The sequence below is a fragment of the Pseudoalteromonas sp. Ld20 genome, from assembly GCF_045064175.1.
Taxonomy (GTDB): Bacteria; Pseudomonadota; Gammaproteobacteria; order Enterobacterales; family Alteromonadaceae; genus Pseudoalteromonas; species Pseudoalteromonas neustonica.
This window is the reverse complement of sequence record NZ_JBISHB010000024.1, coordinates 149126-161579: the sequence shown is the minus strand read 5'-3', so window position 1 is coordinate 161579 and position 12454 is coordinate 149126. Positions and strand designations below refer to the sequence as shown.

The window sequence follows — 12454 nt, the reverse complement described above, 5'->3', positions numbered from 1 at the left end:
GCATGCTAAAAAATAGACTATTCAGTGTATTTGTTTTATGTATTTTATGTGCATGCCAACCAGCTGAACAGCAAAAAAGTAAGAAAACAGAGATGGGCTCTGCATTACAAGTGTCGATAGGGGAACCTGTTAAACCAAGTGAAATCCTTAGTTTTCCTCAGGACCACGGTATTCATAACAAGCAGGGCATTGAGTGGTGGTATCTCACTGCTAATTTAAAAACAGCAAACAATGAAACATTTGGTGTGCAATGGACATTATTTCGTACGTTAATGCCAAGCAAGATTAATTCACAGTGGTGGGATAATAACCTTTATTTTTCTCATTTTGCTATGCAGAACAAACAAGAGCATATTGCTTTTGAACGTTTTGCTCGAGTAGGTCAGGCGAGTGTAACAAGCTCGCCGTTTAATGCTTCAATTGATAACTGGCAGTTAAAAAGTAATGAGAACACATTTTTGCCTTTAACTTTATCAGCTGAGCAAGAGGGTTATGCTGTTGAACTGACATTAGCGCAAAGCCCACTTACTTTGCATGGTGATAATGGTTACAGCCAAAAAACGCAAAGTGGTCATGCATCGTATTATTATAGTTACCCATTTTTGAATGTAACTGGCAAGCTAACTTTTGCGGGCAATCATTACAGCGTCACGGGAAATGCATGGTATGACAGAGAATGGTCTGCCAGTTTACTAGATAAACAACAGCGCGGCTGGGATTGGTTTAGCCTTGTTGACAGTCAATCAGGTGACAAAAAAGGCTTAATGCTGTTTTGCATTCGTGGTGATGATCAAGGTTATGATTATTGCAGTGGGAGTAAAATTTCGGCCAATGGCAAGGTAACTCAAATTCCTCAACAAGATATTACATTGACAGTGATTAATACTGTGAGTTTGGGTAATCGAGATTACCCAAGTAAATGGCAAGTCCAATTAGCTAATAGCGAAGCCATCATTATTGAAAGCATTACAAAGGACTCTCGAAACCAATTATCAATAGAATATTGGGAAGGACGAGTTAAAGCGACTGGCGGCTTTAATGGCAAAGGCTATGCCGAACTCACTGGCTATTAAACGAAAGAGGAAAATATGGAAAATACATTAATTAAAAGGGGGTTTATATTAGCAGCACTTATGAACTTCAGTGTTGTGGTATTTTCACGTGGTTTTACAAATACGGCAATTAATAGTGCGGATCCCGTAGTGATGTCTAATTTTGGGCTTCTCATGATTGTAATGTGGGGGCTTGCGTATCTTTGCATTGGTTTGAGTAATTCAAGCGCGAAGTGGATTTCGGCTGTTTTTGCTGTCGAAAAGCTGATTTATGTTGTTATTTGGATTTTGTGGCATAGTGAAAACAGCGTAAAGGCCGTTTACTCAGAGGATATTCTAGCTGGTGTTTTTTATAGTATCTATGGGCTTAATGATTTAATTTTTATGATATTTTTTGTGTGGGTATTTTATTTATCCAGTAAAAACAAAGATGTTTTACCTTCTACATCAACGTGATCTTAAGTCACTGAGCTTTAATTTTTCGGAATTTTAAATGTGTTTCGACAGCATAAGCTTGTGTATTAATAACGTAGGACTACAAAATTTTAGGACTTATAATGACTAAAGAGCGTGCAATTCCCACATCACGATTTTCACGGTTTGCAAAACTAGGTTCAATGGCAGGAAAAGTGGCTGGTAATATGCTGGTGTCCGGTGCGAAGGGCGCGCTCAAAGGCGAGTCATGGAATAATAAAAACTTGTTGCTTCAACCTAAGAACATTGAGCATTTAGCTAAACAGCTGGCACATTTACGTGGTGCTGCAATGAAGTTGGGGCAGCTATTATCAATGGATGCCGGTGATTTACTGAGCCCTGAATTAGCGAAATTATTGGCGATGCTCAGAGCCGATGCTAACCCTATGCCGCATAAGCAGCTGATTGGCGTTTTAAAAACGCAGTGGGGCGATAATTGGATTGATACCCTTTCTCATATTGAATTACGGCCGTTTGCAGCAGCGTCAATTGGTCAAGTTCATCATGCGGTTACTGAGCAAGGAAATAAGCTGGCTGTAAAAATTCAATACCCAGGAATTGCACAAAGCGTACAAAGTGACGTTGATAATGTGATGACCTTGCTTACTCTATCGCGTTTACTGCCTAAAGACCTTGATATTAAACCCTTAGTGGCAGAAGCCAAAAAGCAGCTACTCGCTGAGGCGGATTACCAGCTAGAAGGCAGTTATTTGCAACGTTTTGGCTCGTTATTAGCGAACGAACCACGCTATATTGTGCCTGCTTTATATGAGCAGTACAGTACAAAACAAATTTTAGCAATGGAGTATGTTGAGGCACAGCCGATTGAGGAGTTAGACAGTTTGACTCAAGCTCAACGCGACCATATTGCGAGTGATTTTATTTCGCTATTTTTCCATGAGTTGTTTGATTTTAAACTGATGCAAACAGATCCTAACTTCGCTAATTTTCAGTATCAAATAGTCTCAGAGCGCATCGTGCTACTTGATTTTGGGGCAACTCGAGAAGTACCTGATAAGCTCAGCGATGGGTATCGTGCGCTTTTAAGTGCCGCCAGTAATAATGATCGCCAGAGTGCTTTTAGTGCAGCAGTGGCTATTGGTTATTTTCAAGATGACATTGTTGATAGCTATAAAAACAACGTACTTGATTTGTTTATGTTAGCGTGTGAGCCACTACGAAGTGAGCAGGCATATGATTTTGGCAGTAGTGATCTTGCAATGCGTTTGAAAAATGCAGGTATGGCAATGAGTACAGATGCACAGCAGTGGCATACCCCGCCGGTTGATGCGCTCTTTATACACCGAAAATTAGCTGGGTTGTATTTAATTGCCGCTAAGTTACAGGCTAAAGTAAATGTAAAGCAGTTATTTCAGGTGTATCGCTAAGTCCTTTTAACTGCAAGATCAGTTAATTAACGGTGGTTAAGCGTTTAATATCGCCCTCTAGCGCTTCCATTTTAGCAATAGTGAGCTCCTCATTGGCGTTTATATCAAAATGCCAAATCAAATTGCCTTTGGCCACTTTAGTTATCTGTTGAGTGGCTAAATTCAATTGCCAAATATGATCGTGTTTTGACCATGATGATTGCCAATACAAGTTATTGTTCTTTATACGTATATTATGAAATTGATTAACTTGTTTATTGGTTAAAGTAACGCTGTTTGCGAGCTGTTTATCAGTCAATTTATTACCAAAGAACATGTTATTAGTCAGCTCAGTTAAATTGAACAACTGATTATTTTTAAGGATGAGCCAGCTTGAATTATAAACATTATAGTAAGCAAGTTGTGCGTCAAGACTAATAGATGAAAGTAAGCGACCTTGCAGATTATATAAATGCACCGTTTTACCATCAAATGCATAGAGTGTGTCCGCGTTATACCATCCTAAATTTTTAATTGACTGATCAAGTGCGCTGGTAAATTGTTGTACCATACCTTGGCGATCGTACAGAGCAATATCCATATCACGGTTTGAAACTAGCATGGATAGATCAGGTCGCCATTCTAAAAATTGCACATACTCATAGCCTTTATGTTGCGATAAGCGCGTGACGTTATTTTCACTGTGTAAATAGACTTCACAAATACCGCTGCGTCGCGACATAAAGGCAGTTTCGCCTAAAGCGTTACTTACGGGTAAGTAGTCAATGCTTGATGTTGAAAAAATAGGTAAATTGTCTTTATCACGAATATTTACCTGCCAGCTCTCAATGGCAGTATACATATCACCAGCATGATCAATTGAGATACTGCTAAATAGGCCCTGCGCGGTGCTAAATATCGGGTAGTGTGTTTTATCTAGTCGTGTTGCTATTAAGCCGTGACGCTGACTGACATCGTTACTGACAATTGTTTGTTGTTGTGGATCAAACGTTGCAAGCCAAATTGGAAAATCCCAGTTGAGTACAGTACGACCGCTTAGCTCAATCAAACTGCTAGTGTGGTCTTTATGATTTAATAAATAATATGTTTTGTCATTCCATGCATTTAAAGCGCCTTTATAGATGCTGTTTTGAGGTAACTTTAAAGGCAAAGGAATAAGAGCATTATTAGTTAATCGATATAAATACGGGACTAGAGTACCGTGTTGTTTAATGGTTAAAATAAGTTCTTTACTGTTTTTCCAAACAGGTTTTTGTGCTAATTCACACGATATGGCTGGGCCATTATGTGCGATAGCGCCTTGCGGGGTGATTATTTTTAAATCGCATTGATCTTCTCGGTATTGCCAATAGGCCAGCAATTTTCCTTCTTTTTGCCAACTAGGCTTTGCAGCACGATAGGTGCTTGGCTGCTGAAATAACACAGTACCTTGCTTATTACTAATCGTGAGTGTTTTTATATCTTTAATGTAGGCGAGCAAATCTGCATGTGGGTGAGCGTCTACATCAAACTCTAACCCTAATGCGTAACTGACATCTTCGAGATGATAAAGTGGTACTTTTATTTCGGGTTCATCGCTATTAAAAAATGCATAGGCACTAAAACACACAATTATTACAGGGAGTAACCACATCCATCGAGTTGAGGGTTGGTTTAAAGATTTTTCATTTTTAGTTGTTGGAATTATATCTGCAAGTGGTTTTGGCAGCTCAGTGCTTACATTGGCAATAAACCGATAGCCTTTTTTAGGCACAGTTTTAATACACTTAGGTGACTTGGTTGAATCATTTAAGACACGGCGTAATTTAGTTAATATTTGATACAAACTGTTTTGCTCAACCACCGTGTTAGGCCATAAGCTTTGTTGGATCAGCTCTTTTGAGATCACTTGATCTGGGCTGGCTAAAAACAACCGCAATAAATGCGCAACTTGAGGCTCTAGTTTATGTACAAGATTGCTTGCAATATTTTTAAGTTCATCGTGCTGTGCGTCAAAAGCAAAGTCATCAAAATAATAGATAGTTACTTTCTCGGCTGTTGGATCTTGGTTGTTATTTATATCTATTGACTGCATTTTTTTGTTACCAGTTTGAATCCACCTAAACATACCGCTATTCAGATAAAAGTCAATAAAGATAAGGGACTAGTCATCTTTATTCAGTAAAAAATCAGATTTTTATGCACGTATTTTTGTTCTTATAAAGAAAATAATTACACAAAGTAGATGCAATGATGAAAACGTTAGTAAGTGTGTCGGCCGCCTTGTTGGTGAGCCAGTCTGTGATCGCAAAAGATATAATAATAGATGGTCAGTTGAACGAGGTTCAATGGCATAACGCGACGGCTTATCATGACTTCTTTAAAGTAGTCCCCGCCACACTGGAAGTAACTCAAAACAAAGTACAGGGACTCGTATTTACCACTGAAGAGGGCATTTATATTGGTTTTAAAAACTTTCAAAAAGAAGGCGACCGTAAAAAGCAATACAACCTACAAGATGGCTTTATGCAAGCTGATTTTAACCGTTTTGTGATAGATTTTTCAGGGGATGGCAGTGGCGCCTATCAGTTTTCGGCCACATTAGGTGGAGGCATTCAAGATGCTGTATTAACACCGCAATTAACCACTGACTTCGATTGGGATGGCGTATGGCAGTCAGCTTTTTATGAGTACCCTGATTACTGGACGAATGAAATATTTATCCCTTGGCAAACGGTTTCATTTAGGCCAAACCGTGATGAACAAGATTTGGCGAGCGTGGGGGTGTCTTTACAATTATATGAATTAGCGAAAAACCATATCTATGGGTCGCAACAGCAGACTACGGGTAAGAGTGATTTTTATTTAAATATGCCGAAAGTACTGGCCCAGATCCCTACTTCTCAGCAGTGGTCATTTGTGCCTTACATAACGTCTGAGCAAAACTTTATTGCTGACGACAATAATGTCGATATCGGCTTTGATTTAATTTACAAACCCGATCATCATCAAAAATTGAGTGTGGCGGTTAACCCTGATTTTGGTCAAGTAGATAGCGATGAGTTGGTAGTTAACTATTCCACAGTTGAAACTCTAACGACAGATAAACGAGCGTTTTTCACTCAAGATATTGGTGTGCTAAATGTAACAGCAGAGCAAAATACGCGGCTTATTCATACGCGTCGTATTGGTGCGGGTAGTGATGATGGTACAGAGCAGATAACACCGATTGATGCTGCCGGGCGTTTTATCCACCAAGGTGAGCATTGGCAATTTGCAGGTTTTGCGGTACATGAAGACGATTTAGAATCAGATGCAGGCAAAGAATTTTATGTGGGTCGAGCACGTTTTCGCCAAGATAACTGGCAATCAGGGCTGCTAGTGACACAAACAGAGCGACCTTGGTTAGCACGTGAAGCAAAAACAGCGGCATTTGACAGCCAATATCAAAGTGAAACGTGGTCTTTACAAAGTGCGCTGTTATTTTCAGATATTCAACAAGGTAAAGTTGATTATGGTACTCAAGAAATTGATCAACAAGGTTATGGCTTAAGCGCTAATGTTAAATACCAGTTTAATCCAAATGTAAGCTTTGCAGGTGACTATTTACGCCTTGATGATCAATTTGAAAATAATGATTTAGGTTATAAACAGCGTAATAACTGGCGAGTAACTGAACTTAATTATAATCATGCGGTTAATTACTCTGACGGTTTTATAAACCAAGTGAAACACAGCATTGATACCAGTTATCAAAGTACCGATAACGGTTTAAAGCTCCCTGCATTACAAGCTTATACAGCATCATTTATTTTAGATAATGGTGCAACGGCCAGTGCATCACTTAAGTACTTTACATCAGGGTGGGATGATTTAATTGGTCGTGGTGTAGGGCTTTATCAAAGTAACAGCACACTTAGTAGCCGACTCTTTTATGGTAGTCCTTATACTGGGGAGTTTAGTTGGGCTGCCAGCTTTCAGTTAGACGAAGAAGGTATTGATGGACTAGCGCAGCAATACGCCGTTGATATGACATGGATGCCGCATCATAACTGGAGCGTTAAATTCAACCAATTTTACCGAATTGGTGATGGGTTAGTGATTGGTACCGACCCAGATCAAGTTACGCAGTTTGACCGTAAATTTTATGTTAGCTATTTGAATGCAGCCGGTTTAATTACCGATAATTTGGAATTAAGCTTTATTTTCCAATGGGTTATTTTAGATGCTAAAACAGATTCAGTATACGATATTTCACAAAACCAGCTAAATAAACAAGTAGGTATAGACAATAGCTTTACTGATCAACGCTTTACAAGTCAAATAAAGCTACGTTATAAGTTAGGTGCGTATTCTGATATTTATTTAGTATACAACCGAGGTGGTGCGAGCTTCGATGATGATGTAGGCTCCCATAAATGGTTACGTAACTTAAATACGTTATGGCAAGAACGCGATCAAGACCAGCTTACCTTTAAAGTGCGTTATTTATTTTAACCAACCGTTTGGGCGTTGCACAGGCACTTTATCTCATCGTTGCTACTTCTTAAGGAGATTGCGTTGTTGCAAAGTCATGCCTTGATATTAAGTTGCTATGCAACGCTGAATTCTGCATATTGAGGTGGCTTAGGTATATACCCAAGCCACCTCAAGGTGCGAGTTTCAGTTGGAATTAAAAGCGATTTAGGCAAGGCATTGATTGCAAATAATAGTGGTTCTATTGTTAAAATCAATAACGCTGTATAAATCGCTTTTAAGCCAACCCGTTGGGCGTTTCACAGGTGCTCACTCTCATCGTTGTTACTTATTAAAAGGGACGGCCATTATTGCAAAGTAATGCCTTGATATTAAGCCCCTTTGAAACGCTGAATTCTGCATATTGAGGTGGCTTGGGTATATAGAGCAACATATCATTATTTTATAATTCGATTCTTATTATGAGGTTAAACAGTAAAAGTACGTTTAAGATATGTAATTTACTCTATAATAAACTATAAATAAGCTTAGCTTCGCATTGCTTACTACATGGATTACGGTAGACCAAACTACGAATTCTAAACAGGAAAAATGGCTGAATGAAAAATAATGAATTATTTTGTCTAACAGATGTACTCGAGTTGATGCTAGATGCGGTCTGTGTTGTTGATAAAAAAGGTCATTTTGTTTTTGTTAGTGCTGCATTTGAAAATATCTTTGGTTACCTTCCAAGTGAAGTGATAGGTAAGCCAATGATCGATTTTGTTTATAAAGATGATCATGATATCACCCACGACACGGTTGAAGTTTTATTATCGGGGGAGTCAAGGCCACGATTTGAAAATCGCTGGGTGCGTAAAGATGGGCAAGTATTACATATACTGTGGTCTGTTAGATGGTCTGAGCTACACCAAGTTAGAATTGCAGTTGCGCATGATATTACTGAGCGTAAAGAGTTTGAAAAGCAGCTTCAATATATGGTTGGGCACGACCAACTTACAGGCCTGCCAAATAGAATGTTATTACTTGATCGTATCCAACATGCCTTAACAAAGGCCGATCGCAGCGCAGTAGAGTTATCGTTGTTATTTATTGATATAGACGGTTTTAAGGATGTTAATGATACCCATGGCCATCTCATTGGCGATAAGTTATTACAAAGTATTTCGCAGCGATTATTGAGTTGTGTTAGAAGCTCTGACACCGTTGGACGCCTAGGCGGTGACGAATTTGTTGTGTTACTCAATGGTATAAGTGAACGGGAGTATATTTATAATATTGCTGAAAAAATCTGTGTGCAATGTAAGCACCCATTTAAAATTGAAAGCTTAATTTTAGATCTATCAAGTAGTATTGGCATTGCAAGCTACCCTGAGAATGGAACGAGCGATATGCAGCTAATTCAATATGCGGATCAGGCGATGTATCGAGCTAAAAATGCAGGGGGAAACCGTATTGTTTATTAGGGTCTGTTGACCTTTCAAGGTTAAATTTGCAGACAGCCTGTCTGGTATTTAGGTAAGGGGCGTGAGCAGGACGCACACGCTTTGCTCGGTTTTTACTTAGCCCACTCGATTCCAAACCTTGCACCGTGATCAAATCGCCTCGCGGTTTAACAAATTTTAATCCGCAAAGTTCAACAGACCCTAATCAAGGCTCACTTAGAGCCTTTTTATGTGGTTAGCCTGTGGTTGTCGGGAAAGCAATATTAATATAAAGGCATAATGTGCAGCCAATAAGAACACAGAGATAAGCAATTACAATAGTGCGCTCGGGTATTGCGTGAATAAAAAGAGAGGGCATTTGTTTTAAAGCATCAAATGACGGGATAAAGAAAAAAGAATGGGATTCAAATGTCTTAAACCTATTCCAACAATTACAAATAAATAATTTTAACCCGCTAAAATACATTGCAACGAATGTTGAGGCGCCTAACACTTCAACTATAGCCATTAACTCCATACTAATCATGATTTCAGGGCCTGCAACAAGCATTATGATTATCATAGCTAATGTGTGCCAGATACTCTTGGATAATGTGTTTTTTAACCAGTTCAACATTTTAACATCCTTGTATGTAATTGGTCGTATGTGCCTGTTCCAGATAGATTATCGTGCTATTAGTAGAAATTATAGTATCAGATTAGCCAATCATACTTGCTCTTTAGGTGCAGGTTCTTGCTTAACGGATAATGAGCTACCCACAGATGCAATAATGACAAGTAAAATAGCTAACCATTGCCAAATGCTTAAGAGTTCACTTAAAATCATAAACCCTGCCATTGCAGCAATTGCAGGCTCTAAACTCATCATAATACTAAAACCCTGTGCAGGCATGTTACGTAATGCCACCATCTCAAGCGTATAAGGCAAGGCGCTCGACATCACTGCGACTAATAAACCTAACGGTATCACTTCCCAGGTGAGTAATGCAGCACCTTGTGATATTGCACCATAGGGGACTAATACAATGGCGGCTACACTCATTCCAAGTGCTACTGTCATGCCTCCAGAGCCTTGATTACCTGTTTTTTTACCAAATAAAATATAACCCGCCCAACATGCTCCTGCACCAAGAGCGAGTAAAACACCTATAGGATCAAGGCTTTCTTCACCGGTCATATCAGGAAGAAGCATAAAAATCCCGGCAATAGCACAGCCAACCCAAAACAGGTCGCGTTTTCGTCTCGATGATAATAGCGCGACAGCTAAAGGCCCTGTAAATTCCAATGCGACACCAATTCCAAGCGGAATACGCTCAATAGCATGAAAAAATAGTATGTTCATCCCGCCTAAACTTAAACCATAAATAACAATAGGAAGGCGTTGACCTAGACGAGGAAATGCTTTCCATGGTTTAAACACTAAGCATAAAATGATGGCAGAAAAACCGAGGCGCAGAGCTGTAGTGCCTTCTGGGCCAATAATAGGAAAAAGGTTTTTAGCAATAGAAATACCAGATTGCAAAGTGACCATTGCCAGTAATACACAAATAATAGCGAGAAAAAAAGGGGAGATTGTACGCGGCATTGCAATCCTTAAACCAAAGAGTAATGTTTTAGTCATTTTACCTTTTTTTTACTAGTGGTAGTAAGGTTTTGCGATTAAAAATGGTGACCGTTTTGGCGGTAATTAATGGGGCTAGGAAAGGGGCACAGTACTGCTAGCCCCGGCGTTAATTTAAACCGCTAGCAAACAATAAACTCTTTAAAAGATAACCGATTAGATTACACTTTTGATTTATCATTTGGGTAGCTCACACCTAATTGCTTACGTGCATTATCGAGCACGGTCATTACATCGAGCGATAATTGATGCGTATTAATTGGTGACTCACACAACTGCGAATTAACCGTTTTAATAAAGTGGGCAACTTCATAGCGCATAAAGTGTGTATCAAATGGTTTTGATAGTTCCTCAACAGTACCGTCATTCGCTATAAACTGAACGCGTTTAAGCTGCGACACGGCTTCAATGCGTAGCCTGCCTTTTTCACCTTGAATTTCGGTAAAGTTATCTCCTTGGGAGATCTTTGAATAACTGATCACCGCTTGTCTATCATCGTAATTGAGTAATAGATCGCCAGCGCCATCAACACCAGTCTCCAGTAATACCCCACTAGCCTGTACACTCTTGGGTGCGCCCCACAGTGCAATTAAAATATACAGCGGATAAATACCTAAATCGACAAGCGCGCCGTTGGCGAATTCAGGTAAAAATGTATTTGGGCGTTCACCACTTTTATACCTATCGTAACGAGACGAATATTGACTGTATTGACCAATGTATTTACGAGGGGTGCCAATTTTGTGTAAAGCATTTTTAATGATTTCAAAATTAGGCAGATGCGTCGTCATCATTGCTTCCATATAGAGGCGGTTGTGTTTTTTAGCGGCGCAAATAATATCTTTTAACTCATGACTATTCGCCGCAGAAGGTTTTTCGCCAAGTACGTGCTTCTGCGATTCTAAGCAGCTAATGGCATAGGATTTATGCAGGCTATTTGGCGCAGCTATATAAACTACATCGACATTTTCATCATTACAAACCTGCTCTATAGTGGTAAACACTTTTGCATTATGGTGGTTATGCTTTATTAAAAATGCTTCACCGCTGCTTGTTGCTCTTGAGCATACGCCATATAAGTTAAATTCAGGTAGGGTTTGTGCCGCTCTCAGTAGCGTATCGCTGATAAAATTGGTTCCGACGATGACAAAGTTCATAGCTCTTCCTTGTTATTAAAATGAGTTAACCAGTTTTTCCATTCATGCTCTAAAGCTAGCATTTGCTGATGTTTTTTTGCATTGATATGTTTTTGGTGATCTTCGTTGCCATGAAAAGGGCCCGCTCGACATAGATCACAGTGATTATCTGTTAAGTAGTCAGGGTAGGTCAGTATTGACTTAAGATCTGCATTGCTTTTTGGGCTAAAAATATAAGTGATACCACTGGTATCTTTAACGTGTTTATCTCTATCAACATTGCGAATTTTATAGCCAGGGAATTTGGAAATATCAAAAGGTATTTTACCTAAGTAACTCGCATCTAGCCCAGCAACTAAGCTGCCCTCAATATTCCAATGTAAGTAGGGCTTCACATCTTTAGAGGTAATATAGCAAAGCATCGGCCCTGATTTATCCAGAGCAAGTTCGCAAGCGTATTTAATAAATTGGTGTAACAACGCACGGTTTAATGTGTTTAGGCTATTTTTTTGAGTATTTTCAACAAAAGCAGTTTTTCCTGCAAATGCTGGGATCAGCGGAAATTGAAAAATAATGACGTCAAACGTGTCATTATTCAAACGACGCCATGTATCTTTATTCGTTACATCAAAATGAGTTAATACGGTTACTTTATTATCAGTAAGGTCACTGAATGCATTGTCAGTGTATTTGGTTTTAATTGTATGCTCATCATCATAAGTTGAGGCAATGAGTTTCTTAGGTTTAATTGCACGATATAACGCATGTGAAAAAGAAAGGTCACCATCACCTACAGTGAGAATACGCCAGTTAGGGTTTAAATACATGAATTATGGTTTTTTAACACAAGATTGCGCCAGTATACCCAAACCACCTCAAGATG

The 12454-nt window shown here is 39.2% G+C and carries 10 protein-coding genes; 5 read left to right on the top strand and 5 right to left on the bottom strand.

Features of this window, described 5'->3' with window-relative positions:
* Positions 1-2 precede the first annotated feature (2 nt).
* The 3 genes from ACJJVX_RS01670 to ACJJVX_RS01660 all read left to right on the top strand — a co-directional run bounded on the left by ACJJVX_RS01670 (position 3) and on the right by ACJJVX_RS01660 (position 2914).
* Positions 3-1073 carry a lipocalin-like domain-containing protein gene (locus tag ACJJVX_RS01670; RefSeq protein ID WP_405629750.1) on the top strand — a complete coding sequence of 357 codons (1071 nt, stop codon included), beginning with the start codon at positions 3-5 and terminating at the stop codon, positions 1071-1073.
* Between the two features lie 15 nt (positions 1074-1088).
* Positions 1089-1508 carry a hypothetical protein gene (locus ACJJVX_RS01665; RefSeq protein WP_054453966.1) on the top strand — a complete coding sequence of 140 codons (420 nt, stop codon included), beginning with the start codon at positions 1089-1091 and terminating at the stop codon, positions 1506-1508.
* A gap of 101 nt (positions 1509-1609) precedes the next feature.
* Entirely contained in the window at positions 1610-2914 is a 1305-nt protein-coding gene (locus ACJJVX_RS01660) for an ABC1 kinase family protein (RefSeq protein ID WP_405629748.1), read from the top strand.
* Positions 2915-2936: 22 nt separating this feature from the next.
* Here the strand turns inward: ACJJVX_RS01660 and ACJJVX_RS01655 are convergent, their stop codons facing one another.
* Positions 2937-4988: a transcriptional regulator gene (locus ACJJVX_RS01655; protein WP_405629745.1), complete on the bottom strand. Its 2052-nt coding sequence runs from the start codon at positions 4986-4988 to the stop codon at positions 2937-2939.
* 155 nt (positions 4989-5143) lie between these two features.
* Between ACJJVX_RS01655 and ACJJVX_RS01650 the strand changes: the two genes are divergently transcribed.
* Both ACJJVX_RS01650 and ACJJVX_RS01645 read left to right on the top strand, forming a co-directional pair.
* Positions 5144-7390 carry a DUF5916 domain-containing protein gene (locus tag ACJJVX_RS01650; RefSeq protein WP_405629743.1) on the top strand — a complete coding sequence of 749 codons (2247 nt, stop codon included), beginning with the start codon at positions 5144-5146 and terminating at the stop codon, positions 7388-7390.
* Positions 7391-7968: 578 nt separating this feature from the next.
* Positions 7969-8835 (top strand): sensor domain-containing diguanylate cyclase, encoded by an 867-nt coding sequence (locus ACJJVX_RS01645; RefSeq protein WP_054205039.1) that lies wholly within the window; start codon positions 7969-7971, stop codon positions 8833-8835.
* A 214-nt stretch (positions 8836-9049) separates the two neighbouring features.
* Here ACJJVX_RS01645 and ACJJVX_RS01640 read toward each other — a convergent pair whose 3' ends face one another.
* The 4 genes from ACJJVX_RS01640 to ACJJVX_RS01625 all read right to left on the bottom strand — a co-directional run bounded on the left by ACJJVX_RS01640 (position 9050) and on the right by ACJJVX_RS01625 (position 12398).
* On the bottom strand, positions 9050-9430 hold the full coding sequence (locus tag ACJJVX_RS01640) for a hypothetical protein (RefSeq protein WP_054205038.1): 381 nt from the start codon (positions 9428-9430) through the stop codon (positions 9050-9052).
* Between the two features lie 90 nt (positions 9431-9520).
* The gene (locus tag ACJJVX_RS01635) at positions 9521-10399 is read right to left on the bottom strand and encodes a DMT family transporter (protein ID WP_054205070.1); all 879 of its coding nucleotides are present in this window, start codon (positions 10397-10399) and stop codon (positions 9521-9523) included.
* A 197-nt stretch (positions 10400-10596) separates the two neighbouring features.
* Positions 10597-11592 (bottom strand): Gfo/Idh/MocA family protein, encoded by a 996-nt coding sequence (locus tag ACJJVX_RS01630; RefSeq protein ID WP_405629740.1) that lies wholly within the window; start codon positions 11590-11592, stop codon positions 10597-10599.
* Positions 11589-12398 (bottom strand): class I SAM-dependent methyltransferase, encoded by an 810-nt coding sequence (locus tag ACJJVX_RS01625; protein WP_170174473.1) that lies wholly within the window; start codon positions 12396-12398, stop codon positions 11589-11591. The genes ACJJVX_RS01630 and ACJJVX_RS01625 overlap by 4 nt, the downstream gene beginning before the upstream one ends.
* Between the last annotated feature and the right edge of the window lie 56 nt (positions 12399-12454).